At 62.3% G+C, this 24754-nt stretch carries 22 protein-coding genes and 1 pseudogene; 7 read left to right on the forward strand and 16 right to left on the reverse strand.

The features are described from left to right. Positions 1-30 precede the first annotated feature (30 nt). Genes IEI94_RS13490 through IEI94_RS13505 form a run of 4 tightly spaced genes read right to left on the reverse strand, consistent with a single transcriptional unit; the run spans position 31 to position 4708 of the window. Positions 31-414, reverse strand: a complete 384-nt coding sequence (locus tag IEI94_RS13490; RefSeq protein WP_224750130.1) for a hypothetical protein — start codon at positions 412-414, stop codon at positions 31-33. Then, entirely contained in the window at positions 401-1789 is a 1389-nt protein-coding gene (locus IEI94_RS13495; RefSeq protein ID WP_191167826.1) for an acyclic terpene utilization AtuA family protein, read from the reverse strand. Before IEI94_RS13495 ends, IEI94_RS13490 begins: the two co-directional genes overlap by 14 nt. Next, positions 1786-3705, reverse strand: coding sequence for a TRAP transporter permease (locus IEI94_RS13500; protein ID WP_224750131.1), 1920 nt, complete (start codon positions 3703-3705; stop codon positions 1786-1788). Before IEI94_RS13500 ends, IEI94_RS13495 begins: the two co-directional genes overlap by 4 nt. Before the next feature lie 22 nt (positions 3706-3727). Further along, a complete protein-coding gene (locus IEI94_RS13505) occupies positions 3728-4708 on the reverse strand; it encodes a TAXI family TRAP transporter solute-binding subunit (RefSeq protein ID WP_224750132.1) in 981 nt (326 codons plus the stop codon). Between the two features lie 121 nt (positions 4709-4829). Here IEI94_RS13505 and IEI94_RS13510 point away from each other — a divergent pair, with 121 nt between their 5' ends. Both IEI94_RS13510 and IEI94_RS13515 read left to right on the forward strand, forming a co-directional pair. Then, positions 4830-5729, forward strand: coding sequence for a LysR family transcriptional regulator (locus tag IEI94_RS13510; RefSeq protein ID WP_191167827.1), 900 nt, complete (start codon positions 4830-4832; stop codon positions 5727-5729). Positions 5730-5802: 73 nt separating this feature from the next. Then, positions 5803-6288, forward strand: a complete 486-nt coding sequence (locus tag IEI94_RS13515; RefSeq protein WP_191167828.1) for a GNAT family N-acetyltransferase — start codon at positions 5803-5805, stop codon at positions 6286-6288. Positions 6289-6319: 31 nt separating this feature from the next. On the opposite strand, the gene IEI94_RS13520 is transcribed toward IEI94_RS13515, so the two are convergent. From IEI94_RS13520 to IEI94_RS13535, 4 genes are all read right to left on the reverse strand, one after another. After that, complete coding sequence (locus tag IEI94_RS13520) at positions 6320-6652, reverse strand: zinc ribbon domain-containing protein (protein WP_191167829.1); 333 nt, start codon at positions 6650-6652, stop codon at positions 6320-6322. Positions 6653-6699: 47 nt separating this feature from the next. Beyond that, the gene (gene fmdA, locus IEI94_RS13525) at positions 6700-7929 is read right to left on the reverse strand and encodes a formamidase (protein ID WP_191167830.1); all 1230 of its coding nucleotides are present in this window, start codon (positions 7927-7929) and stop codon (positions 6700-6702) included. Between the two features lie 110 nt (positions 7930-8039). Further along, the gene (cobA, locus tag IEI94_RS13530) at positions 8040-8945 is read right to left on the reverse strand and encodes a uroporphyrinogen-III C-methyltransferase (protein ID WP_191167831.1); all 906 of its coding nucleotides are present in this window, start codon (positions 8943-8945) and stop codon (positions 8040-8042) included. Then, the gene (locus IEI94_RS13535; RefSeq protein WP_191167832.1) at positions 8905-11664 is read right to left on the reverse strand and encodes a nitrate reductase; all 2760 of its coding nucleotides are present in this window, start codon (positions 11662-11664) and stop codon (positions 8905-8907) included. The genes cobA and IEI94_RS13535 overlap by 41 nt, the downstream gene beginning before the upstream one ends. A gap of 596 nt (positions 11665-12260) precedes the next feature. On the opposite strand from IEI94_RS13535, the gene IEI94_RS13540 reads away from it, so the two are divergent. From IEI94_RS13540 to nirD, 5 genes are all read left to right on the forward strand, one after another. Further along, entirely contained in the window at positions 12261-12854 is a 594-nt protein-coding gene (locus tag IEI94_RS13540; protein WP_191167833.1) for an ANTAR domain-containing response regulator, read from the forward strand. Further along, a complete protein-coding gene (locus tag IEI94_RS13545; protein ID WP_191167834.1) occupies positions 12851-13873 on the forward strand; it encodes a CmpA/NrtA family ABC transporter substrate-binding protein in 1023 nt (340 codons plus the stop codon). The genes IEI94_RS13540 and IEI94_RS13545 overlap by 4 nt, the downstream gene beginning before the upstream one ends. Positions 13874-14139: 266 nt before the next feature. Then, positions 14140-15474, forward strand: a complete 1335-nt coding sequence (locus tag IEI94_RS13550; RefSeq protein WP_191167835.1) for an NAD(P)/FAD-dependent oxidoreductase — start codon at positions 14140-14142, stop codon at positions 15472-15474. Beyond that, the gene (nirB, locus tag IEI94_RS13555; RefSeq protein WP_191167836.1) at positions 15471-17975 is read left to right on the forward strand and encodes a nitrite reductase large subunit NirB; all 2505 of its coding nucleotides are present in this window, start codon (positions 15471-15473) and stop codon (positions 17973-17975) included. The genes IEI94_RS13550 and nirB overlap by 4 nt, the downstream gene beginning before the upstream one ends. Positions 17976-17997: 22 nt before the next feature. Further along, positions 17998-18378, forward strand: coding sequence for a nitrite reductase small subunit NirD (gene nirD, locus IEI94_RS13560; protein ID WP_191167837.1), 381 nt, complete (start codon positions 17998-18000; stop codon positions 18376-18378). A gap of 67 nt (positions 18379-18445) precedes the next feature. Here nirD and IEI94_RS13565 read toward each other — a convergent pair whose 3' ends face one another. From IEI94_RS13565 to IEI94_RS13600, 8 genes and pseudogenes are all read right to left on the reverse strand, one after another. Next, positions 18446-19732, reverse strand: coding sequence for a hypothetical protein (locus tag IEI94_RS13565; protein ID WP_191167838.1), 1287 nt, complete (start codon positions 19730-19732; stop codon positions 18446-18448). Positions 19733-20110: 378 nt separating this feature from the next. Continuing rightward, positions 20111-20410: a YciI family protein gene (locus tag IEI94_RS13570; protein ID WP_191167839.1), complete on the reverse strand. Its 300-nt coding sequence runs from the start codon at positions 20408-20410 to the stop codon at positions 20111-20113. A 67-nt stretch (positions 20411-20477) separates the two neighbouring features. Beyond that, a complete protein-coding gene (locus IEI94_RS13575; protein ID WP_191167840.1) occupies positions 20478-21041 on the reverse strand; it encodes a GNAT family N-acetyltransferase in 564 nt (187 codons plus the stop codon). Positions 21042-21452: 411 nt separating this feature from the next. Further along, positions 21453-22019, reverse strand: a complete 567-nt coding sequence (locus IEI94_RS13580) for a histidine phosphatase family protein (RefSeq protein WP_191167841.1) — start codon at positions 22017-22019, stop codon at positions 21453-21455. 567 nt (positions 22020-22586) lie between these two features. Beyond that, a complete protein-coding gene (locus IEI94_RS13585) occupies positions 22587-22988 on the reverse strand; it encodes an NUDIX hydrolase (protein WP_191167842.1) in 402 nt (133 codons plus the stop codon). Between the two features lie 90 nt (positions 22989-23078). Continuing rightward, positions 23079-23624 carry a nucleotidyltransferase family protein gene (locus IEI94_RS13590; RefSeq protein WP_191167843.1) on the reverse strand — a complete coding sequence of 182 codons (546 nt, stop codon included), beginning with the start codon at positions 23622-23624 and terminating at the stop codon, positions 23079-23081. 161 nt (positions 23625-23785) lie between these two features. Beyond that, positions 23786-23910: pseudogene (locus IEI94_RS13595) on the reverse strand (type II toxin-antitoxin system prevent-host-death family antitoxin); the annotation flags it as partial. A 180-nt stretch (positions 23911-24090) separates the two neighbouring features. Next, positions 24091-24684: a methyltransferase domain-containing protein gene (locus IEI94_RS13600; protein ID WP_191167844.1), complete on the reverse strand. Its 594-nt coding sequence runs from the start codon at positions 24682-24684 to the stop codon at positions 24091-24093. Between the last annotated feature and the right edge of the window lie 70 nt (positions 24685-24754).

Genomic DNA, 24754 nt, shown 5'->3' on the forward strand with positions numbered 1-24754 from the left:
GGATGGGTGGCGCCTTGTTGGTTTCCACGCCTAGTTAACCGCGACGGTCATGCCAAGCAGCAGGAACGAGAGCGTCTTGCCGTGGCCATCCAGGTTGAGCGCACCGTTGACCCCGCCCTGCAGGACGTCGTCGATCACCAGGTTCATCCCGGCCAGGCCCGGCATCGGGTAGCGGCGTACCCGGCTGGCCCCCCGATGGGAAAACAGCGCCAGTACCCGTGCCTCGGTGACCTGCTCCATCAGCAGGGCGTAGTGATCCGGGTCGTAGGCGAACAGCGCCAGGTTGAGCCGGTCGCCCTTGTCGCCGGCGCGAGCGTGAGCCAGCCGATGAAGCGGAACCTTGGCGCCGTCGTCGAGCGGCTCGTGAGGCATCTCAGCGTTTGATTGCGCCTGGGTCGGCTCAACTGGCGACATGGTACTTACTCCTCTCTTCGAACAGCGTCGCAAAGGCCTCTACATCGCTGCGCTTGACCAGATAGGAGGCCGTGCACACGCGACGCTGATAATGACGGCGCACGCCACCGCCCCCTGCCGGCCCGGCGCAGTAGAGCGCCAACAGCTCCTGGGTGGCACGTTCCACCCAGCGTCGCTCCGCGTGCTCAGCAGCCAGCCGCAGGCGATAATCGCCGTTGCCCGTGCCCACGCTGGTCCTCTGCAGGTCGCCGGCATCGCTGTCGAAGACACTGGCAAGGCCGACGATATCCAGTCGCGTACGTAGCTCCGGCGGTGCCCGAAAACCGAGCCGCTCGCGCAGCACCTGGGCGGCCAGCTGCGCCCTGGCCAGGGCGTTGGGGCCGGCGTAGGAGATCTCCGCCTCGCCCTGCCAGCCGCCCTCGTAGCAGACCGTGGTCTTCAGCCGCTGCGGCGCCGGCTTGCCGCGAATGCCACTCACGGCGACTCGGTCGGGGCCAATCTGCCTGACCTCGACCGAGGTGAGATCCACCACCACGTCGGGGGTCAGGTAGTTGGCCGGATCGTGGACTTCGTAGAGCAGTTGCTCCTTGACGGTACGTTCGGTCACGCAGCCGCCGGTACCCGGTGGCTTGGTCACCACCAGGCTGCCGTCCTCCTCCACCTCGATGATCGGATAGCCCACCGTCGCCAGGTTCGGCACGTCCTTGAATCCCGGATCGGCAAAATAGCCGCCGCTGACCTGGGCCCCGCACTCGGCGAGGTGGCCGGCCATCATGCCGGCGGCCAGAAGGTCCCAGTCGTCCCAGCTCCAGCCGAAGTGATGCACCAGGGGAGCAAGAAACAGCGCCGGGTCGGCCACTCGCCCGGTCACCACCACCTCGGCGCCCAGCGCCAGCGCCTCGGTCAGCGGCACCGCTCCCAGGTAGACGTTGGCAGAGATCAGCGCCTGCTCATCGGGCAGGTCGCGGTTTTCTGCCTCCCAGCGCTGCAGGTCGAGGCTGGCCAGGCCTGTCCGAATATCGTCGCCGTGGACGCGACCGATGCGCACCTGGGGAAAGCCCGCGCGCCCGGCGAGTTCGGCGACCACCTGGCAGGCGCCGTCCGGATTGGCCGCGCCAAAGTTGCCGAGAATGGTGATGCCATGGCTCAGGCAATCCCCCAGCACCGGCGCGAGCAGCTCGGCCAGCAGGGGCTCGTATCCTGCTTCGGGGGCGTCACGCATGGCCCGGTGGGCGGCGGCCAGAGTACGCTCCCCCAGGGTCTCGAAGACCAGGGCCGAGGGCTGACCACGGCGAATCAGTTCGGCCACCACGGGAATCGCCGCATCGGTGCGGTCACCGGAGAAGCCGGCCCCACTACCCAACAGAAAGGTCATGGGTGGGTCTCCTTGGTGTGTGCGACGTGAGTGCCGGAGACCGCGGGTGCCGTTGCCTGGGAGATCAATGACGCCAGCTGGCGGTGGCGGGCATAGAGTCCCGCCAGCACCAGCAGGGCACCTATGGTAGTCAACCAGCCGGGCGTCAGCGCCAGCCCCACTACCAGCAGCAGTCCCACCACGTCCAGGATGCGACTGCCGGTGATCGCCACCCGCGACATCAGCGAGGCGAAGGCGAGCACGAAGACCACACCCTGGGAGCTGGCCAGCAGGATATCGACCGCGCCACCGAAGCCGGCCAGGGCCGGATAGATCAGCAGCAGGAAGGGAATCACATAGATCGCCGCCGCCAGTCGCACCGCCTCCCCCGCCGCCGGTAGCCAGTTGGTGCCAGCGATACCCGCGGCGACGAACACCGCCACACACACCGGTGGTGTGATCACCGACAGGGTGGCGAAATAGAACACGAACAGGTGAGCGATCAGCGGCTCGACGCCGATGGTGGTCAGGGCCGGCGCCAGCACCGAGGCCACCAGCACATAGGCGGCGGTGGTGGGGATGCCCATGCCCAGAATCAGGCACACGCCACCGACGATAAAGGCCACAAGGAACAGCGATTCGCCCCCCACATTGACGATCAGGCTGGCCAGGGTCACGCCGATGCCGGTCATCCCGATCATCGCCACCAGAATCTGGGCTCCAGCCAGCAGCACGCCGATGATCACCATGCCCTTGCCGGCATCCATCAGCCCGGAGAGCAGCTTGCCGACGATCTCGCGCAGCGGCATTTTCGCCAGCAGGGCGAAGGGGATAAAGGTCAGCAGCGTCATCAGGATCCCGTAGAACGCCGACAACTGGATCGAGCGCCCCGACAGCACGCCGTAGAAGAGCCCACCCAGCGCCGCCAGGATCGGGATGATTCGCTCGGGGCGCAGCACCTCGGGCCAGGTGGGAAGCTCGTCGTCGGGCACCACCTGCAGGTTGCGGCGCTTCGCCACCAGATGGATGGTCAGGAACACACCGAGGTAGAAGAGGATCGCCGGCAGCAGTGCAGCAAGCGCAATGCGCAGGTAACTCTCGCCGAGGATCTCGGCCATGATAAAGGCCGCCGCCCCGAGTATCGGCGGGGCGATCTGGCCGCCGGTGGAGGCCACCGCCTCCACGCCGGAGGCGAAGGGGCGCGGATAATTCAGCCGCTTCATCATCGGGATGGTGAAGTTGCCGGTGGTGGCCACGTTGGCCACCGCACTGCCGCTGACCATGCCGAACAGCCCCGAGGCCACAGTGGCCACCTTGGCGGCACCGCCCGGCGAACGACCGCTGATACGCAGCGCCATATCCATGAAGGTCTGGCCACCACCGGTGTGTAGTAGCAGGCAGCCGAACAGTACGAAGGCGGCAATGGTCGTGGCCGCCACACCCACCAGCATCCCCCACACACCCAGATCGCCCAGATAGATGGTCTCGGTGATGTAGTAGACATCGAAGCCACGGTGTCCCAGCGGCCCGGGGATGGCGGCCCCCAGCCAGGCATAGGCCAGCCCCGCCATCACCAGCAGCGGGAAGATCACGCCGATGGCGCGCCGCGATAGCTCGAGAATCGCCACCAGCAATACCCCGGTGAACAGCATGTCGCGGGCCGATGCCCAGGGCAGCTCCACCAGAATATGGTCGTGATTCATGGCCACATAGCCGCAGGCCAGCGTCACGCCAACCGCCAGAACCAGGTCGACGGCCAACCCCAGCGGGCGCCAGCGCTTGCCCGCTCCCAGCGGATAGACGACCAGCCCCAGCAGGATCACCAGCGCGAGAAAGACGCTGCGCTGGACCAGGCTCTCGAAGGGCCCGGTGGCAGAGGTGTAGAGAATTAGCCCGCCCAGCATCAGGGCCAGCACTTTGGTCAGGTTCGCGCGCATGGCTGACACCTATCGCTAGCCGTTACTGGGCAGGTTTCAGAGCATCGGGAATCTCGTGGCCCTGCTCCTCGAAGTAGCGTGCCGCACCGGCATGCAGCGGCACCGTGCCCACATCGAGGGTCATCGCGGCCAGGTCGGCGTCGCGTACCGCGGAGAAAGCGTTGGCCTGAGGCTCGGGGTTCTCCATCACCGCCTTGACGATCTGGTAGGCGGTCTCCTCGTCGAGGTCAGGATGGGCATGCACGGCAACGCCGAAGGCCCAGGTGGTGTAGGCGGGAATGCCGTCACCGGCGCCTTCCGGCACATCGACGATGGCCACGTCCGGCATCTCGGTGCGCAGCGCCTCGGCCTGTTGGTCGGAGAGCGACAGCACGCTGATCGGCGTGAAGGTGGCGATATCCATACTCGAGCCGTCGAGGCGATTGCCAACGCCGGACTTGGCCGAGCCCATCACCCGGCCATCCTTCATGGCATCGACGATATCGGTGGTGGAGCCACGCACATAGTCCGGTGAGATGCCGAGCGTGCGCATGACGGCCTCGGTGGTCTTCTCGGTAGCCGAGCCGGTAATCCCCGGGTTGAAGCGCACCCCCTCGAGCTCCTCGAGGCTGGTGACGCCGGCATCCTCACGCATCACCACGTTCTGTGGCGCTACGGTATAGACCCACAGCAGGCGACTATCCACGGGACGGCCGTCGAAGTCATCGAGTCCCGCATAGGCGTGATAGCCGGTATTCGTGGTCACCAGCCCCATGTCGATCTGGTTGCGGCCGAGTCGGCGCAGGTTATCCACGGTGGCGCCCGTCTCGGCCACCGAGGCGCTGACGCCGTCGAGCTGGCTGTTGATGATCTGATTGACGGCGACAAAGTAGCCGTAGTGGCTGGAGGAACTCGAGGTCGAGCCGATCAGCAGGCGTTCATCGGCCTGGACGGCGGAAGCAGCGCCGAGCAGGCTGACACTGGCAGCCATGGCGGTGAGCATCGTCTTGATTGGCGTTTTCATGGTGGCTCCTTGGCGGACTTATTATTGTCGAGTTGCGTTAGGGGTAACCCCACTTAGCAGAATGGGTCGGGGTATGAGTTTTGTATATTGAATAGTTTTTAACTTGTGTTTTACTTTATAAATGAATCCGAGCATCCAGCAGCTGCGTGCCTTCGTTGCCGCGGCACAGTCATCCAGCCTCGCCGAGGCTAGCGAGCGCATTCACCTCTCCCAGCCGGCGATCTCCATCGCCCTGCGCAAACTGGAAGAGACGGTGGGCGGTGCCCTGTTCTCACGCGCCACGCGCCAGCTCACCCTGACACCGGAAGGTGACGCCTTCCTGCCGGTGGCGATACGGCTGCTGCATGACTGGTCGGAAGCTTTCGAGGACCTGGAAGAGCGCTTTTCCAAGCAGCGCGGCAAGGTGACGGTCGCCGCCCTGCCCACCTTGGCAGCAGGACTGCTACCCGCCATCATCGCGACCTTTCACGACCGCTACCCGCGTATCAACCTGAGTCTTCACGATGTGCTGGCCGAGCAGGTCAGTCAGATGGTGAGCGAGGGTCGCGCCGACCTGGGCTTGTCGGTGGTGCCGCACGACGCCGAGGAGCTGGCCTTTACACCGGTGTTGGAAGATCGCTATGTCGCCGTCTGCCCCAGCGGGCATCCTCTCCTGGAGCAGCAAAGCGTCGAGTGGAAGCAGCTGGCCGGTCACCCGTTCATCGGTATCAACCGTTTATCCAGTTCACGCCAGGATATCGACCGCATCATGGCTGACGTCGGCGCGCCGCTGGATATTCTCTGTGATGCCAGCCAGATTGCCACCGTGGGCCGCATGGTGGCCGCGGGGCTCGGCATCAGCGTACTGCCGCAGCTGAGCTTTCGGCAGATCGCCACCGGGGGCATCGACTACCGGCCGCTGATCTCACCAGACGTCAAACGACCGCTGGGCATCGTCATGCGGCGTCGTCACGCGCCATCGGCTGCCGCCGCTGCGCTACAGTCGCTGATCATGGAACACGTCGAAGCGGGATGGCGGTGAAGGGGGCTGTCGGCCCTTGTGCGTCAGCGGGGTGACTGGTCAAAATAGTCGGCTGCCATCATCGAGAGTTCGCATGGATATTACCCCGATTACCCGCGACGACTTCCGGGCCTTTTGGCCGACCTTCCAGGCCATCGTCGAGGCGCAGGAGACCTACGCCTTCGACCCGAACATGGATTTCGATAGCGCCTGGCGGCTGTGGTGCGAGCTTCCCCAGTTCACCTTCGTCGTCAAGCAGGACGGCGAGCTGCTCGGCTCCTACTACCTCAAGCCCAACGCCGCCGGGCCCGGCGACCATATCTGCAACTGCGGCTATATGGTCACCCCCCAGGCCCGCGGCAAGGGCGTGGCGCGCGCCATGTGCGAGCACTCCCAGCGGGTCGCCATCGATGCCGGCTACCTGGCCATGCAGTTCAACGCCGTGGTGGCCACCAACGAGGTGGCCATTCGCCTATGGCAGAAGCTCGGCTTCGAGATCATCGGCACGGTGCCGGGCGGCTACCGCCACCGCGAGCTGGGGCTGGTGGATACCCGCATCATGTACAAGGCGCTACGCTAGCCGGGCCCAGGGCCCGGCCGTCTACTGCCACTTAGTGGCTGATCATCCAGGGACGTGCCGACGGAAACATCTTGTTGCCTTCGGCGGTATAGAAGACCATCGGCTTACGCTTGTCATGATGACACCCTCCCTGCTCCCGCTCGCTCAGTGCGTTGCCGTGTCGCGGTTCATGTGCGGCGCGCTCGTTGCGGGCCATGGCCTGGCGCCTCTCCGGCGCCATGTCCAGCAAGTGCGGGGGCACCAGCAGCACACGAGGTGACAGCGCCTGGCAACTTGGACAAGGCCAGGCCTCACCCGACGCGCTGATGGGGATCAGTTCATGAAACAGGCCATGCTCGGCGCACTTGTAGTCGTACAGTGGCATGAGTGACTCCTTCACTTCGATCATTCATGGCAGTGGCGTTGACCGCGTCACTTGTCCTTAGCCAGTGGCAGGTCGATGTTGCCCTTTACGTGCTGCTTGGGCCCATCGGCATTGGGCTTTACATCGAACTCGAAGATATCGGTGGGCAACCACAGGGTGGCGCAGGCATTGGGAATGTCCACCACACCGCTAATATGCCCTTGGACAGGGGCACAGCCCAATAGCGAGTAGGCCTGGGCACCGCTATAACCGAACTTCTTGAGATACTCGATGGCGTTGAGCACCGCCTGGCGGTAGGCCACGTGCACGTCGAGATAGTGCTGTTTGCCCTGCTCATCCACCGAGACGCCTTCAAAGATAAGGTAGTCGTCGTATTTCGGGGTCATCGGGCTGGGCTTGAAGATAGGGTTCTTGATGGCGTACTTGGACATGCCATCCTTGATGAGCTCCACTCGTAGGTGAATCCAGCCCGCCATTTCGATGGCACCACAGAACGTGATCTCCCCATCTCCTTGGCTGAAGTGCAGATCGCCTACCGAAAGCCCACCATCCTTCACGTAGACCGGGAAGTAGATCTTGGAGCCCCGTGACAGGTCCTTGATATCGCAGTTACCGCCATGTTCGCGAGGCGGCACAGTACGCGCCCCCTCCTCGGCCGCTCGCCTCTTGGCCTCCCCGCTCAGCTTGCCCATGTGCGCGGTGTCGGCATAGGGCAGGGTGGCGAGTGCAGGCACTCGTTCAGGGGCGCTATCGAACAGCGCCTTCTCACGCTTGTTCCACTCTTCCAGCATCTCCTTGGATGGCAGGCATCCGATCAATCCCGGATGGATCAGACCAGCGAACTCGACTCCGGGTATGTGCCGCGACTTGGTGAACATGCCATTGAAGTCCCAGACAGACTTTTGGGCTTCGGGAAAGTGCTCAGTGAGAAATCCACCACCATTCTGCTTGGAAAAGAAGCCATTGAAGCCCCACTGACTCTCTTGGAAGGTACCGATATCGAGAATGTCCACCACTAGCAGATCGCCAGGCTCGGCGCCTTCCACCCCCACCGGCCCGGATAGAAAGTGAACCTGAGTCAAATCCACATCACGCACATCCGAGGCATCATCATTGTTATGGATCTGCCCTCCGGTCCAGTCATGACACTCCACGATGAAGTCGTCACCAGGCTTGACCATGGCCGCCATAGGGATATCGGGATGCCAGCGGTTGTGGATGCTTTCGTTCTCGTAGGGTGGCTTATCGAGGTCGATCTTGATGATGGGCTCGGCCATGGGACAACTCCTCATGTTGTAGGTGTTGTAGCGTCGATTGCGCAATCGGCTGCCAAGGTAACGGCAGCCCCGCCTGCCCCTTTCACTATAGGCCAATCGCTCAATTTTACTTAGGCGACACCTACCACTTCACCTCGTGCCCCAACCGCGGGGCTAGTGGCCACCATGCGCACCACGCTGCCCACCACGATCAGGCACGGCGAGGGCAGCGGTTGCTCCGCTAGCCGCGCCGGCATATCCGCCAGGCTGCCGATCAGCGACTGCTGCTCAGGCTTGCTGGCGTTGGCCACCAGCATGATCGGCCAGTCGTCGGGCAGCCCGGCGTCGCGCAGTCCGGCACAGATGGCAGACACCTTGGAGAGTCCCATATAGAACACCAGCGTCTCGTCGCGGCGCGCCAGCGAGGCCCAGTCCGGCGTGCCATCCTCGCGGCATAGCTGGGCCGTGACGAAGCGCAGCTGCTGGGCATGGCCGCGGTCGGTGAGCGGAATGCCCATGCTCGCCGCGGCGGCCGAGGCGGCGGTAATCCCGGGCACGATCTCGGCGGGCACCTGGGCCTGCGCCAGGGCGGCCAGCTCCTCCCCCATGCGCCCGAATACCCCAGGGTCGCCGCCCTTGAGGCGTACCACCGACTTGCCCTCGGTAGCCAGCTTCACCATCAGCGCGCCGATCTCGGCCTGGGGCACGCTGTGGTGGCCGCGCGCCTTGCCCACGTAGTAGCGCTCACGGCCGGCTGGGATCAGCGCCAGCACCTCCTCCTCCACCAGGCGGTCGTAGACCACCGCATCGGCCTGCTGCAGCAGCCGCGCGGCCTTGAGGGTCAGCAGCTCAACATCGCCGCTGCCGGCGCCGACCAGGTAGACCTTGCCCGGGCGGCACTCGCCGCGCAGCGCCACGCCGGGCGTGGCGTCAGAGGACTCACCGCCGAGCGTGGTGAAGTAGCGCGTCATGCGCTGGCTGAGGCGGACCAGGGCATCAGGCCACTTGGGTTTCAGGGGTCGGCTTGGCGCGCTCATGGCTGCGCTCCTCTTCAATCAGGGATTTGAGTTCGGGAATACAGCTGCCGCACTGGGTGCCGCAGGCGAGCCGGGCGCCCAGCGCCTCGACGCTGGCATCACCGCTGCGAATGGCGGAGACGATCGCCTTCTGGCCGACCTGGTGACAGCTGCAGATGGTGGGGCCGGTATCGGCGGCGCCATCGTCGCAGCCGGCCAGCAGCCGACGGCGATGGGTGTCGCTCAGCTCGGCGTCATTGAAGCGCTGCTCGAGCCAAGCCAGGCCGGGCAGCTCGGCGGGCGGGCCGACCATGACCCACCAGCACAGTTGCCCGTCCCGCACCGCCGCGGCGCGCAGTCGCCCATCGCCGGCATCCTCGCACCACAGCGTCGCCGCCTCGGGCAGCCAGGCCGCCAGGCGCTCGAGCCAGTCGTGCTCGACTCGCCCGCTGGCCAGCTGCCAGCGCTGGCAGCCGCGCATGGGAATGCGCGCCCAGTAGTCGCTCTCGCACCAGGGCGCCGAGTCACTTAGTTCGTCGCTGAGCTCTTCGCTGACTAACAGAGTGGCCTCCCAGGCGGTGCTCATTGGGGCCAGGGCCACGGCGCCGTGCTTGGACTCCGGTTGCCCAGAGAGCGGATCGGTGTAGCCGCTGATCAGGGCGCCGCTGCGCGCTTGCTTGGTGAAGCGGTCGCTCCAGTGCATCGGCACGAACACCTCGCCGCGCCGCTGCGCGTTGGCCACCCGCACCCGGGCGCGATACTCACCGGCCGCGCTGCTCAGCACCGCCAGGCGCTGGTCGGCGACGCCGTAGGCCAGCGCATCGTCGGGATGTACTTCAATAAACGGCTCAGCGCGATGATTCATCAAACGCGGGGCGCGCGCGGTGCGGGTCATGGTGTGCCACTGGTCGCGAATGCGCCCGGTATTGAGGCGCAATGGCCGCTCCGCACTCAGGCGCTGCTCGGGGCCGCGCGGGGTGATCGGCACCAGCCGCGCCAGGCCGTTATCGGTGGCGAAGTGGCCATCCTCGAACAGCCGCGCGGTGCCCTGCGGCGCCTGGGCGGTGACCGGCCACTGGATCGGCGCCAGGGCGTCGTAGCCGGCGCGATCGAGGCCCGCCAGGCCGGAGATATCGAACAGCCGCCGGGCGCCCGGGATCTCGGCGGCATTCTCGAAGCCGGAGAGCCGGGCATGCTCGTCGAAGATCTCGCTGGGGTGTTCGTAGGCGAAGGCCTCGCCATAGCCGAGCCGCTTGGCGACCTCGCACATGATCCACCAGTCGTGGCGCGCCTCCCCGGGGGGCGGCAGCAGGCCGCGCTGGCGCGAAATGCAGCGCTCGGAGTTGGTCACGGTGCCGTCCTTCTCCGACCAGCTCGAGGCCGGCAGCACGATATCGGCGTAGGCCAGCAGGTCGGTGTCGGTGACGCACTCGGAGACGATCACCAGCGGGCACTTGGCCAGCGCCGCGCGCACCCGGGCGGCATCCGGCAGGCTCACCGCCGGGTTGGTGGCCATCACCCACAGCGCCTGGACCTCGCCGCGCTCGATGGCGCTGAACAGCTCGACGGCCTTATGCCCCGGGCCCTCGGGCAGGGTCGGCGTCAGCGACGCGGTGCGCCAGAAGCGGGTCACCCGATCGATGGCGCCGGGGGTGTGATAGTCCATATGCGCGGCTAGCTGGTTGGCCAGCCCGCCCACTTCGCGTCCGCCCATGGCGTTGGGCTGGCCGGTGATGGAGAAGGGCCCCGCGCCGGGCAGGCCCAGCTTGCCGCCGGCCAGGTGGCAGTTGATGATCGCGTTGCACTTGTCGGTGCCGCTGGAGGACTGGTTGACGCCCTGAGAGTAGAGGGTGACCACGTGCAGCTGGCTGGCGAACCAGTAGTAGAAGGTCTCCAGCGCCTCGGCGTCGAGGTCGCAGTCGGCGGCCACCGACTCGAGGTCGCTGGCCTCCTCGCGGGCCGCGGCCAGCGCCTCGTCGAAGCCCTGGGTATGGCGCGCCAGATAGAGCTTGTCCAGTTTACGTTTGGTCGCCATCCAGCTCAGCAGGCCATTGAACAGGCGCGCGTCGCTGCCGGGCTTGAGGCCCAGGTAGAGGTCGGCGATCTCGCAGCTATCGGTGACCCTTGGATCGATCACCACCACCCGCATCAGCGGATTACGGGTCTTGGCCACCTTGATGCGCTGATAGAGCACCGGATGGTTCCAGGCCAGGTTCGAGCCCACCAGCACCACCAGCTCGGCCTCCTCAAGGTCCTCGTAGCAGCACGGCACCGCATCGGCGCCGAAGGCGCGCTTGTAGCCGGCCACCGCCGAGGCCATGCACAGCCGCGAGTTGGTATCCAGATGAGGCGTGGCGAGAAACCCCTTGAATAGCTTGTTGGCGACGTAGTAGTCCTCGGTCAGCAGCTGGCCGGAGAGATAGGCCGCCAGCGCCTGATTGCCATGTTCACTGCGGATCGCCGTCAGGCGGCTGGCCACGGTATCCAGGGCCGTGTCCCAGTCGACCTCGGCGCCGTCCACCCGTGGCCGGGTCAGACGCCCCTGCTGACCCAGGGTCTCATGCAATGCCGAGCCCTTGACGCACAGGCGGCCATAGTTGGCGGGGTGCTGGCGATCGCCTTCCACGGCGGTGATCGCCCCGTCCTCGAGGGTTGCGGTCACGCCACAGCCCACCCCACAGTAGGGGCAGGTGGTCTGTGCTTGACCGCATATCGGCGCTGAATCATCGGCCTGGTACATAGTGACTCCTCGTTTCGCCGCCGCCCGGGCAAGGGCGTTAAAACGCAAAAACGCCCACTATCGGCATCTGGGGATGTCGATAGTGGACGTCGTTGTCGGGTGAGGACCGGCGCTGGCCCTCGGTAATTGTCTATGCTCTAGGTAGTAAGTAAAGCAAACGCCATGCCAGCTCGCTTCTGTGACGTCGCTGCGGCCGTGCAGGCCGGGCCTGACGGCCTACCGTCGGCACCACAGCGTGTCGCCAGAGAGAGCGCTGCTCGCACCATGGCATTGCACTTGGCCTTGGTTTTGCACCAGTATAATGCGGCGCAGCAGCCGGCTCAGGGACACGAAGCCGCCCCCTTTGCCTTGCCGCGCATGCGCCGCCCCGCCGGCCGCCGAGAGGGTGTTTACAAAAGAGGCGAACGAAGGCAAGACGAGGCAAAAATTGACGAGATAGCGGAGTTTACGGGGGTGTAAATGAGCATATTGAGTCAATTTTTAACGACGTATTGTCGAGTGCAGCCCTTTTGGAGACGCCCTCTGAGCCGCCGTGGAATAGATATTGCAATACCTTAAGTACGTGCGCCTCTACCACTGCAAGACGAGCCCACATCATGCCCACAGCGCTTGACGTTCTACTGGTCGACGATGAAGAGGTGCGCGCCGCCATGGTCGAGGAGGCGCTCACCCGCGAGGGCCATCGGGTGATCTGCCACCTCAAGAGCCCTGCCAGCCTCAATGATATGGTGGCCCGACATCAGCCCGACGTGGTGATCATCGATATGGAGTCGCCGGACCGCGATACCCTCGAGAGCATGACTCAGCTCAACCGCGAGAACCCGCGTCCGGTGGTGTTCTTCGCCGACCATCACGACCCCGACACCATGCAGTCGGCGCTCAAGGCCGGGGTCAGTGCCTACGTGGTCGACGGTCTGGCCCAGGGGCGGGTCGAGCCGATCATCGAGGTCGCCATCGCCCGCTTCGAGGCGTTTCAGTCGATGCGCCAGGAGCTCGATCGTACCCGTACGCAGCTCACCGAGCGCAAGCGCATCGAGCGTGCCAAGGGGCTGCTGATGCGTCACCAGAGCTGTGACGAAGAGCAGGCCTACCAAATGCTGCGCAAGCTGGCCATGGACCGCAGCCAACGCATCGCCGAGGTCGCCACAAGCGTCATCGACATCCTAGAACGACTAGAGAAAGGCTTATGAACACGCTTCCTCAGGCCGAGCTGCCGCGCCTGCAGCTGGGTTTTATCCCGCTGCTCGACTGCGTCCTGCTGGTGGTCGCCCGCGAGCGCGGCCTGTTTGCCGATCAGGGCCTCGAGGTCACCCTATCGCGCCAGAACGCCTGGTCGACGCTACGTGACAAGGTCGCCGCCGGGCTGCTCGACGGCGCCCATATGCTGGCCCCCATGCCGCTGGCCATGAGCCTGGGGCTGGGCCGCGCGCCCTGCGACACCCTGGCTCCGATCACCCTGAGCCGTAACGGCAACGCCATCGTCCTCTCCCAGGCCCTGGCCGAAGCCAGCGCGACGCGCCTCAGCGACGACCCGGCCGCTAGCGCCAGCGCACTGGCCGGCTACCTGCCCGGCACCAGCCGGCCGACGCGCCTGGGGATGGTCTACCCCCACTCCTGCCAGCACTATCAGCTGCGCCGCTGGCTGGGGTTGGGCGGCATCGATGCCGATCAGGACGTCGAGCTGGTGGCCCTGCCCCCGCCGCGCATGGTCGACGCCATGCAGCAGGGCAAGATCGATGGCTTCTGTGTCGGCGAGCCCTGGGGCAGCCTCGCCGAGTACCGCCAGGTGGGTCGCATCGTCGCCACGGGCGCCCAGCTGTGGCCGGAGCAGCCGGAAAAGGTGCTCGGCGTGACCCGCTCCTGGGCGAATCGCTACCCGGCGACGCTAGCCCGACTGATCCACGCGCTGATCGCCGCCAGCGACTGGCTGGCCGAATCGCCGGCCAACCGCCTGCAGGCGCGCGACTGGCTGGCCCTGCCGCCCTACCTCGACCGCTCGGTGGGCCATCTCGAGACCCTGCCCATCGACGCCCCGCCGCTGCTGCAGCGGCTCTGCGGGCGAGATATGCTGCGCCCCGACCCCGCCTTTGCCGAGCTGCTCGCCGAACAGATCGACCAGCAGCTGCGCGAGCAGGGGCAGCAGCTCGACCTCGCCACCCTCAGCGAGTGTTACAGCGCTGTGCATTTCGACCGCGCCCTGCACCACTGACGTGCAACTGGCCCCGCTCCGGGGCCATTCCCTCCTCCAGGCGACTTATCCAGTCGCCTGAAAATCCTGAGAAAAGCCGAAATCACTGCCGATTGGCAGAAGCTTTGCTTTAGCTAAGGTAACGCAATATTCGGCGGCATCGCGGTCGCCCGACGGTCAATGGCGACCGTCACCACCAGACACAGACGTCTTGGCTTCCTGCTCCAGCAGGACGCCGAGGCGTCTTTTTTTGGCCGCATGCCCCAGTCATCGAGGAGTCGACCGACATGACACCAACATCCCAAGCCCCCATTCCCGGTGGCACCGCCCCCCGCGACCGGGTGCTGATCATCGGCAACGGCATGGCCGGCCAGCGGCTGGTCGAAGCGCTGCTGGCCCAGCCCGCGCCGCCGTCGCAGATTACCGTGATCGGCGCCGAGCGGGTCCCGGCCTACAACCGCATTCTGCTCTCGCCGCTGCTGGCGGGTGAGCTGGACCCGGACGCCCTGACCCTGCGCGACGCCGACTGGTATGCCGAGCGGGGCGTCGAGCTGATCCTCGGTGACCGCGTCGAGCGCATCGAGCGCCAGGCCCGCCGGGTGATCACCGCCAGCGGCCGCCGGCTCGACTACGAGCGCCTGGTGCTGGCCACCGGCTCGCGCCCAGCCATGCCCCCGGTACCCGGCATCGAGCTCCAGGGCGTCCACGGCTTCCGCGATCTCGACGACGCCGCCACCCTGACGGAGTGCGCGCAAGGCGGCGGCAACGCGGTGGTGATCGGCGGTGGCCTGCTGGGCCTGGAAGCCGCCGAAGGGCTGCGCAAGCGCGGCATGGCGGTCAGTGTGCTGCAGCGCGCCTCGCGGCTGATGAATCGCCAACTCGACGCCACCGCCGCCGGCCTGCTCGAGGATGAACTCGCCAGCCGCGGGCTGACGGTCGTCACCGACGCCCGGCTGGCCGCCGTCGAGGACGACGGCCACGGCCGAGTCGCCGCGGTACGCCTCGAAGATGGCCGCCGCCTGGCCACCGACTGCGTGGTGGTGGCCGCGGGGATTACCCCCAACGCCGAACTGGGCCGCGACGCCGGTCTCGACAGCGACCGCGCGATTCGCGTCGATGCCCACCTCACCACCAGCGACCCGGCGATTCACGCCCTCGGCGAGTGCTGCCAGTTCGAGCAGCACACCTACGGCCTGGTCGAGCCGATCTGGCGCCAGGTCGAGGTGCTCGCCGCCCATCTCGCCGGCGAGGCGGTCAGCGGCTACGTCGAGCAGCCCAGCGCCACCAAGCTCAAGGTCAGCGGCGTCTCGCTCTTCGCCTTCGGCCCCACCGAAGCGGCCCCGGAGCACGACGTGCTCAGCTACCACGACCCGGAGCGCGGCGACTACCGCCGGCTGCTGCTGCGCGATGGCCGCCTCGAGGGCGTGGTGCTCTACGGCGATACCCGCATCGGCCCCTGGGCCTTCGAACAGGCCCTGGCCGGCAGCGATCTCAACGCCTGCCGCCAGGCACTACTTTTCGGCCCGGCCGATGTCGAGGCGCTGCTCGAAGCAGCCGCCGAGGACGCCGACCGCGCCGCCGACTCCGCTCATCTGCAACGCCCCGTCGAGGAGGCCGCATGACAACCCCCGCATCCACCAAGCAGCGCTTGATCATCATCGGTAACGGCATGGTCGGCCACCACCTCGTCGAGCAGCTCGTCGAACAGGGCGCCCTCGAGCGCTACCAGGTCACGGTCTTCGGCGAGGAGCGCTATCTGGCCTACGACCGCGTGCACCTCTCGGAGTACTTCAGCGGCCGCGACGCCGACTCCCTGGCGCTCTCCACCGCCGACTACTACGCCGAGCACGGCATCGAGCTGCGCCTCAACGAGGCGGTGTTTGCCCTCGACCGCGAGGTCAACGAGGTGGTGACCGACCAGGACCGCTACCCCTACGACCGGGTGGTGCTGGCCACCGGCTCCTTCCCCTTCGTGCCGCCGATCCCCGGCAACGACCGCGACGGCTGCCTGGTCTACCGTACCCTCGATGATCTCGATGCCATCCGCGACGCCGCCGAACATGCCAACACCGGCGTGGTGGTCGGTGGCGGCCTGCTGGGGCTGGAAGCCGCCAACGCCCTGCGTGGCCTCAACCTGGATACCGCCGTGGTCGAGTTCGCCCCGCGCCTGATGCCGATGCAGGTGGATAGCGAGGGCGGCGAGCTGCTGCGCGAGAAGATCGAGTCTCTCGGCGTTCAGGTCCTGACCGAGCGCGCCACCCAGCGCATCGAGGACGGCGACACCGCCCGCCACCGCATGGTGTTCCAGGATGACAAGATCCTCGAGACCGACCTGATCGTGTTCTCGGCGGGCATTCGCCCCCGCGACGAGCTGGCCCGCGACAGCGGCCTGGAGATCGGCGAGCGCGGCGGCGTGGTGATCGACGACCAGTGCCTGACCAGCGACCCGCAGATCCTCGCCATCGGTGAGGTGGCGCTGTGGAACCAGAGCATCTTCGGCCTGGTCGCCCCCGGCTACCAGATGGCCAAGGCGGCGCTGGCCACCCTGATGGGCGGCGAGACACGCTTCCAGGGCGCCGATATGAGCACCAAGCTCAAGCTGCTCGGCGTCGACGTGGGCTCCATCGGCGATGCCCACGGCAACCAGAACCCCGGCGCGCGCAACTTCCGCTACCTCGACCAGATCAAGCAGCAGTATCGCAAGCTGGTGGTCTCCAGCGACGGCAAGCAGCTGCTCGGCGCCATGCTGGTGGGCGACAACAGCGTCTTCGACACCCTGATGCAGTATTACGATAACGGCCTCGAGCTACCCGAGGACCCCGCCTCGCTGATCCTGCCGAGCAGCGAAGGCGCCCCAGCGCTAGGCCCGGACGCCCTGCCGGAAACCGCCACCATCTGCTCCTGCCATAACGTCACCAAGGGCGATATCTGCGCCTCCATCGACGCCGGCGCGGTGGACCTGGGCACGGTCAAGGTCGACACCAAGGCCAGCAGCGGCTGCGGCGGCTGTGCGGCGTTGCTCAAGAGCGTGGTGGACCACGAGCTGACCGCCCGCGGCGTCGAGGTCGACCAGTCGATCTGCGAGCACTTCCACTACACCCGCCAGGAGCTCTACGACATCGTCCGCGTCGAGGGCATCAAGACCTTCAGCGAGCTGATCAAGAAACATGGCCACGGTCTAGGCTGCGATATCTGCAAGCCGGCGGTGGCCTCGATCCTCGCCTCCTGCTTCAACGAGCCGATCACCGACGCCGCGCATATCCCGCTGCAGGACACCAACGATACCTTCATGGCCAACATGCAGAAGAACGGCACCTACTCGGTGGTGCCGCGTATCGCCGGCGGCGAAATCACCCCAGACAAGCTGATCGTGCTCGGCCAGGTAGCGCAGAAGTACGACCTTTACACCAAGGTCACCGGCGGCCAGCGCATCGACCTGTTCGGCGCCCGCCTCGAGGACCTGCCGGATATCTGGAGCGCGCTGATCGAGGCCGGCTTCGAGACCGGCCACGCCTACGGCAAGTCGCTGCGTACCGTGAAGTCCTGCGTCGGCAGCACCTGGTGCCGCTACGGCGTGCAGGACAGCGTGGGCATGGCGATCCGCCTGGAGAATCGCTACAAGGGCCTGCGCTCGCCGCACAAGATCAAGTTCGGCGTCTCCGGCTGTACCCGCGAGTGCGCCGAGGCGCAGAGCAAGGACATCGGCGTGATCGCCACCGAACACGGCTGGAACCTTTATGTGTGCGGCAACGGCGGCATGCGCCCACGCCACGCCGAGCTGTTCGCCACCGACCTCGACGACGACCAGCTGTTCAGCACCATCGACCGCTTCCTGATGTTCTACGTGCGCACCGCCGACCGCCTGCAGCGCACCTCGGTATGGCGCGAGAACCTCGAGGGCGGGCTGGACTACCTCAAGGAGGTAATTCTCAACGACAGCCTCGGCCTCGGCGACGAACTCGAGCGCCAGATGCAAACCGTGGTCGACACCTACAAGTGCGAATGGGCCGATGCCATCAATGACCCGGAGAAGCTCAAGCGCTTCCGAAGCTTCGTCAACGACGAGCGCCCGGATCCGGACATAATATTCACCAGCGAGCGCGGCCAGCTGCGCCCGGCGTAATAGAAATCGAGGGAATGCATTTATGAACACCGCGACAGCATTAAAAGATGAGGCACACACCCACGTGACCTGGCAAAGCATCTGCACCAAGGCCGACCTGGTCGCATTCTCCGGCGTCGCCGCCTGGCTCGAGACCGCCGACGGACCGGCCCAGGTCGCCATCTTCTATCTCCCGGGCCTGGAGCAAGAACTCTATGCCCTGGACCACCACGACCCCTTCTCCGACGCCAACGTCATCGCCCGCGGCATCGTCGGCGATATCAAGGGCGAACCGGTGGTCGCCTCGCCCATCTACAAGCAACACTTCCGCCTCGGCGACGGCCAGTGCATCGAAGACGACAGCGTAACGCTGCGCACCTGGCCGGTGCGCCTCGACGGCGAGAAGATCGTGATCGAAGCCTGAAGTAAGGTTGGCGTGAACAGAAAAGCCGCCCGTGCCAGGAGCACGGGCGGCTTTATACGTGCAAGGACTACCCGCCGGCTCCGTGCCAGCAGCGCATATGGTTGGCATGGGTGTCCAGATAGGCCCCTTCCTGGTAGTGCTTGTCGTAGAACTCGAGATCGAGGTGAACAGCCTGAACGAACCCGGGCAGTACCATGGTGGTAAAGGTGCCCGGAAACTTTCCATAGGTATCGAACACATGCTGCGCCACTGCGCCCAGGCAGGCGACGAAGTCGTCACTGTAGGGAGCCACTGAGCCTTTCACCGATGCGGCATCCTTCCATGGGCCGGGTGTCGTGGGATCGTAGGCGCCGCCAGGGCCGAACTTGCGTGCGACGAAGGCGGCAACGGCAGCATGCATATCCTCGAACCAGGGTGGGCACATTCCCTGATAGATGCCCTCCAGCCCTACCGGGTTGGGCAGTGTCCATCGTTCGTCATGCTGGAAGCGGAACCCGAAGCCCTTGATGCCAGCCTCGGCGAAGGCGCCGAGGATCGACCAGCGATTCATGCCGTTGAAGTAAAGCCCGCCGAGGCCCATCGCCTGCTGCGTCAATACAATGTTGTGGGCCATAAAAGCGCATTCGGAAACATTTGCCTCGTAGGCCATCTGCTGCAGCACGGACAGCGGTACGCGCTTTTCCGGATTCAGCAGGCCGGAACGGATGAAGGGGTCCAGATCGCCCGCCATCCGCCCTTCGGTATCGTCCATGACGATATTACCGTTGCTGATCGCCATGGCCATCAGCGCAAGCAGCTGTTCACTGGCATCGCCGATGGGCATAAACAGGGTGGAGCCAGGGGTGTTCGCCATCCAAAGGTTCGGCTCCAGCATGTGCGGCGGTGCGGCGGGTAGATCCAGCCGGGTGTCCGAGAGCTTACGCGTCTGCGCGCGGACGGTGGCGATGATCCGCTCGGCAACATCCTCGATTCCCTGGTACTCGCGTATCCGCTCGGGCGTGACATCTCGGGTATTGGTGATCCAGGTGCCGTTGTCATCGGTGAACAGCATCGCCGGGGTGCCGAACCCGCCTGCCGTGGGTGCGGTACGGCCGGTAAAGCGTACGGAATAGTGGGCGTGCTGGTCGGGGCGATCCGGGCCGAAGGGCACGCCGAAGTGCCATCCACTGACACCGGTGCCTACCGCCAGCAGAATACTGGTCTCAAGCTCGGAAAGCGGCACCGGCTCGTGAAGCGACGTGTAGGCCAGCGGCCCGGAGGGGAGCTCCATCCCGAGCCCGAATCGCCGGGCACGGCGCCCGAAGATCGCCTCCAGCAACGGAAACTGCGCAAGAGAGTTAAGCGGATGTGACATGGCATCTCCTCCCGTCAGTCGGCTGATCTCAGAGCCACGGCCTTGACCTGGTGGATATGGGCATCACTCGCTGCGTCAGGTAGCCCGCCGACATAGGCGCCCCTCCAATACCATTGTAGGCCGGGTGGAAAGAACGTCTCGACAGAACGTATTGACAGAATGGATCGAACGCGGCCCGGAGCGTCAGGAAGGGCATCTCGCCGCGCCAGTCGAAAAGTGGCGGTGAGTGATGTGACACAAAAAAGCCGCCGGTGCGTGGCGCACCGGCGGCTTTTAGAGGGAGTAGATACTTCTTAGCGATAAAGGCCCACGGGGGCATGGGTCAGGTGAATACCATCACTGTACACCCTGTGACTATCGCGAGACTAACACAGATGGCTATTTGAACTGATCCACAGGAACCAGCTTTATCTCCCGAATATCTATATCACACCACACCTTCCCGACAGTATATGGATCATTCGCAATCCAGTGATCCAGCGCCTCTCTATCGTCAAACTCAACATGTGCCGAGGAACCTATCATCCGACCTTCGGCGTCAAGAATTGCACCACCGCTCAGGAAGGTACCCTCAGCAATCATCTTCTTGACCCCCGCCAGGTGCGCTTCTCGATTTTCCAAGCGACGAGATAGCGCCTCCGAGTCGGTAAAATCAAATGCTGTTATCACATACTGCATAGCACACTCCTTTGGTTAACGAATGACAATCCCTCAGCGACGTGCCAGTATGTCATGTCTCTTATCACTACACGGCACTACTCACGCGATCACTTACCAATCTGCCATATAGCGCGGAATCGGAGACAACTCCATTGATTTCCCATCGCTGCCGCAGCAATCCTTCTTGAGTAAAGCCGAGCTTTTCCAATGCCTTCGCTGACGCCCGGTTATCTGGGTCGATTTCAGCCTCAATTCGACGTAGTCCCAATGAATTGAACCCGTACTGAATCAATGCCTCTCCTGCCTCATTAATGTAACCTTTCCCCCAGCAAGAACGCCCCAGACCAAAACCGATCTCCGCACGCTTGGATGCTTTATCGTAACTAAAAAGCATACATTTACCAGCCAGCTCACCGGTAGACTTCAAATATACACCGAGCACAAGTGACTCTTGACGTCTCATCGATTCGTTGCTTTCATCAATAAAGTCAAGAGAGTCCTGAATTGTAGTCCAAGGTGCTGTATTCCAGTATCGCATGACCTCTTGATCAGAGAATATCTCCAGCAGTCTCTCCGAATCATCAGTCACTAAGGGTCTCAGTGATAAACGCTCAGTTTCAATAACCGGGAAAAATAATTCTTCTGACATTCAGATCTCCATTTTTACGCATAACACACAGCACGCTGGTGAGACTTCAATATGAAGCGAAGAAGGGTCATCCGCGAAACGTGTACTTTGGGACTCCTCACTCCAGTCGTGCTTCACGCAGGCTAACAGACAGCTCATATTCGAACAGCTGTACACCCTGGACTCCAGAGCAAGCAAGCATTGAATCTTCTGAAATACACCATGCAGCAACCTCGAACTGACTCTTTAAACCAAGAGCGAATGCGATTACGAGAAATCACAACGTCCAGATTCAATTCCAAGTCATGCACCAAATCATGCATCAAAGCACGGACCGGCTTATCATATAGTGATGCCATGCTACTCCTTATAACTTAACGCAAAGATAGCGAGCGCCAACACAGAATAGCGTAGTTGGATCCAGCTTATTGCCTAGACAGAAGACATCGGTCGATTAATATACCTGACAATATTTACGCCACCTAACGACATGTGAGTAAGACCACAATTATCATGTGGGAAGCGCGTTTTATTTGGTAAAGCCAATATGCTGTTTAATAATTCGCGAAGCACATGCCCGTGAGTCACTACCAAGATTCTAGAAAAAGACTGGGTTTCGATCAACTTGTGTGCCTCCGCCACACGCCCCATAAATGCACCTGGAGCCTCATTTTCCTGAGGGTAGTAATAACCCGATGCGTGGAGGCAATACTTAGGCTCTTCTCGAGCAGGAGACTCGCCCAGTAGTAAATGTCCTTCAGCCAAGCATGGATGCACTTCTATCTTTGTCTTGGCGACCTCCGCAAAAGGGCGAATGGTGTCCAATGCCCTCGGGTATGGAGAGCACAGAATGCCTTCTATCTCAAATGACAAGAGGCGTTCAATGATGCTTTGCGCCTGACTGTGGCCGTGCTGTGTGAGCGGATCATTACTTCCTGCGGCGAGCTCACCATTGCGATTATTCTCTGTCTCTGCGTGTCTCAAGAGGAATACGTCCATACTTTATCTCTCTCGTGCTAATTTTCACCGATGCGACGCAGGAACGCTCGCTATAGTTAACTCCGTACTGCAATGATTTCTTCGATAACCTGCAGCACTACCCCTTTAACTCAATCCAATCCTCATATTGCCTCGGATCGACTTCTTCTACAGCGACCGGGATTACTGGTACACGTGATAGCCATTGGTCCGGAGCAACCAATTCGAATGTGGCACTGGGCACTTTGTAAACATACCCTATAGTTCCCCAAACGACTTCAGTGTCGCGGAGAATAATGCGTGGAGGCTGGCATGAGGTATCAACAGAGAAAAGCGCATCGCTGGACTTGGAAACGAAGGAGATCGCAAACGGAATAGCCAGCTCACGGCGTGCCACAGCATAAATCCCTGACTCGTTATCGGCTGGGCCACTGTAACCGACAGCCTGCTTAGGCATCAGCCGCTCAGATAGTGTCCTTGATCCATGGTACAGGTATGCAGGCTTATCCATTGATCTCTATCCGTTCCGACGGCCAGCTTCTACGATGTCGCAAGCGCCTAGTGTATGGACCCATCCGTTGCAAGCGCTCATTCGGCTTGTACACACAGCAACGCGCAACCGCTTCTGCTAAAGGCATCTTGGATACGCTGAACATGGCGAGGCAGCGTATTTGAAGGTAAATGGTCTTTATGAAACCACTGGATATCGTCAGCTTCATCGCTAAGGGAAATAGCTCCACCCGTTCCAGTACACAAAAAAGTAAATACTACAGTCTCCTGCTCAGGCACAGAGTAAACACCGACAAGCCGCTCAACTCGTACAATGAGACCGACTTCTTCTAAAACTTCACGCTGTGCAGCTTTCCAAGGAGCTTCCAGAGGTTCTACTTTTCCCCCAGGCAAGTTCCACGCATCGAAGTCTCTCCGATGACACAGTAAAACACGTGACACATCGTCCAGAATAACAGCAAATGCTCCGAGGTTATGCACCGTAAATCTCCCTAGCAAGCCCTACCTTTTCCATAAGCAACGCGAGGAGCGAGCGTCCGGCAACCGTATGCGGTGACTTTAATGGCGTGGTTAAAAAATGACCACCAGTCTTGGCCAAATTTCCAACCACCGTTTGGACGTAATGCGCTCGTTAAAGTCCTTAAACTTTGGCCTTTTAGTATTCATAGTTATCGTAAAATTGAACAGGGGTGATAAACCAAATGGAGACACTATCACAATGTTTCCAGAATGATTCATAGCAGCACCGACCGCCGTTTCGACCTCAACCCAGTAGCTCATTGCATCTGAGGTTGAAGTGTAGGGTTTATCGTCGTTTCGCTTGTGCATTCGTGCTTGGTTCTTTACTGACCATGGAACATCCAAGACGCTTCTGAGTTTCTGTTCAAGCTGCCAATCTCTAATTTCGGAGCTATCTTTTGGATCAAAATATATCAGATCGATATCGTTCAGTGCAGTCAGCGATGCAAATCCATGAATATTGTCCCAAACCAGGTTCCGCACGAATCCCGCAGCAAGACACCAATCTGGCAGGTCGAGGCTTGCGGCAACGGAGAGCGCTCGCACTCGCTCGGCATCGTCTTCTATCCATTGATAGATTCTGTCTTCATAATTCATAATGTTGCCTAAACGAACCTACAAAAAGCTCGATTCTGAGCTCTTCCCATCGCCTGCTTTATGAACTCTTATATTAAATACAGAACAAGCGATTATATTAACAATGAAGCCTAACTGGCTATTTCGATTTCTTAGTGATGTCAAAGCACTCATCGCCGGCATTCTTCGGATACCAGGACAGCATTGTCACGCTTACCCATAATGACAATTGGCTGATGTGGCTCGAGGTTTCATCAATCAACAGATAAAGCTCTCTACGCGCCTCAGTGGCTGTGATTCCGGTCATAACGTGACTCTTGTCCACCCAAGCGTAGGCCTCTCTGTACGTACGTCAGGGCAAACATCATGCATAACAATAGAGATTATCAGGCGTTGGACCTCCCCCTCTACAGTGGACACGCCACCTTCAGTTAATCTCTCTGAACTCTATCGGAATCCGGTAACCAAGGCCACTTGCAGCCGATTATTAAACGATTTTCTGAGCAACGACAGAGTACGTGTGCCAGTATTTTTTCCTCCCAGCCAATGTCATGCCCTCTGAACTATGTTCATAGACATCGATCATCTTAAAACCCCTATCAAAAATATTATGTAACTCATCGCGTGTGTGAATCGTAAGATCACCGCGCTCCGTTCTTGCCCAAGAGTCGTTCGGTCCCATAAAATGGCCACAAAACACGCCGCCAAGAACAAGCGATTGAGTGATCTTCATCCAAGCAATAGGAAACAACTTCGGTGGACAAAAGAACAGGCTGGAACAAGCGCTTATCAAAGAGGAATGCGGATACTCAAATCGATCAAAGCTGCAGACTCGGGGAAAGACATTCTCATTAAGGTGGATGTGACACACCTCCTCCAAGCGGGCAATGGCCGCGTCACTTCTGTCATACGCGTGTACCGTAAAACCACTCTCAGCCAAGTGTAGAGTGTCCCGCCCAGCACCACAGCCCGCATCCACCGCCACTTTCGGCAGTGGAGTATCAATCACATCTATAGCCATCTTGAGATGAGGATATACATCTACGGCCAAGGATCGCTCATGGTAGACCTGCTCACTCATGCTCGACTCCCAATAAATTTTACGCCAAGCTCTGCTGGAGCAGGCCATACGGCCTGCTATCAGCTGAAGT

This window comes from Halomonas sp. ML-15 (assembly GCF_014779595.1).
GTDB lineage: Bacteria > Pseudomonadota > Gammaproteobacteria > Pseudomonadales > Halomonadaceae > Franzmannia.

Excerpts from the sequence above, each read along its gene's own strand:
- IEI94_RS13500 (WP_224750131.1), bottom strand. The coding sequence starts at position 3,705 with ATGCGCGCGAACCTGACCAAAGTGCTGGCCCTGATGCTGGGCGGGCTA.
- IEI94_RS13580 (WP_191167841.1), bottom strand. The coding sequence starts at position 22,019 with ATGGACGTATTCCTCTTGAGACACGCAGAGACAGAGAATAATCGCAAT.
- IEI94_RS13505 (WP_224750132.1), bottom strand. The coding sequence starts at position 4,708 with ATGAAAACGCCAATCAAGACGATGCTCACCGCCATGGCTGCCAGTGTC.
- IEI94_RS13570 (WP_191167839.1), bottom strand. The coding sequence starts at position 20,410 with ATGCAGTATGTGATAACAGCATTTGATTTTACCGACTCGGAGGCGCTA.
- IEI94_RS13520 (WP_191167829.1), bottom strand. The coding sequence starts at position 6,652 with ATGCCACTGTACGACTACAAGTGCGCCGAGCATGGCCTGTTTCATGAA.
- nirB (WP_191167836.1), top strand. The coding sequence starts at position 15,471 with ATGACAACCCCCGCATCCACCAAGCAGCGCTTGATCATCATCGGTAAC.
- IEI94_RS13540 (WP_191167833.1), top strand. The coding sequence starts at position 12,261 with ATGCCCACAGCGCTTGACGTTCTACTGGTCGACGATGAAGAGGTGCGC.
- IEI94_RS13545 (WP_191167834.1), top strand. The coding sequence starts at position 12,851 with ATGAACACGCTTCCTCAGGCCGAGCTGCCGCGCCTGCAGCTGGGTTTT.
- nirD (WP_191167837.1), top strand. The coding sequence starts at position 17,998 with ATGAACACCGCGACAGCATTAAAAGATGAGGCACACACCCACGTGACC.
- IEI94_RS13600 (WP_191167844.1), bottom strand. The coding sequence starts at position 24,684 with ATGAGTGAGCAGGTCTACCATGAGCGATCCTTGGCCGTAGATGTATAT.
- IEI94_RS13490 (WP_224750130.1), bottom strand. The coding sequence starts at position 414 with ATGTCGCCAGTTGAGCCGACCCAGGCGCAATCAAACGCTGAGATGCCT.
- IEI94_RS13550 (WP_191167835.1), top strand. The coding sequence starts at position 14,140 with ATGACACCAACATCCCAAGCCCCCATTCCCGGTGGCACCGCCCCCCGC.
- IEI94_RS13535 (WP_191167832.1), bottom strand. The coding sequence starts at position 11,664 with ATGTACCAGGCCGATGATTCAGCGCCGATATGCGGTCAAGCACAGACC.
- IEI94_RS13495 (WP_191167826.1), bottom strand. The coding sequence starts at position 1,789 with ATGACCTTTCTGTTGGGTAGTGGGGCCGGCTTCTCCGGTGACCGCACC.
- IEI94_RS13575 (WP_191167840.1), bottom strand. The coding sequence starts at position 21,041 with ATGTCAGAAGAATTATTTTTCCCGGTTATTGAAACTGAGCGTTTATCA.
- IEI94_RS13510 (WP_191167827.1), top strand. The coding sequence starts at position 4,830 with ATGAATCCGAGCATCCAGCAGCTGCGTGCCTTCGTTGCCGCGGCACAG.
- IEI94_RS13515 (WP_191167828.1), top strand. The coding sequence starts at position 5,803 with ATGGATATTACCCCGATTACCCGCGACGACTTCCGGGCCTTTTGGCCG.
- cobA (WP_191167831.1), bottom strand. The coding sequence starts at position 8,945 with ATGAGCGCGCCAAGCCGACCCCTGAAACCCAAGTGGCCTGATGCCCTG.
- IEI94_RS13565 (WP_191167838.1), bottom strand. The coding sequence starts at position 19,732 with ATGTCACATCCGCTTAACTCTCTTGCGCAGTTTCCGTTGCTGGAGGCG.
- IEI94_RS13590 (WP_191167843.1), bottom strand. The coding sequence starts at position 23,624 with ATGAATTATGAAGACAGAATCTATCAATGGATAGAAGACGATGCCGAG.
- fmdA (WP_191167830.1), bottom strand. The coding sequence starts at position 7,929 with ATGGCCGAGCCCATCATCAAGATCGACCTCGATAAGCCACCCTACGAG.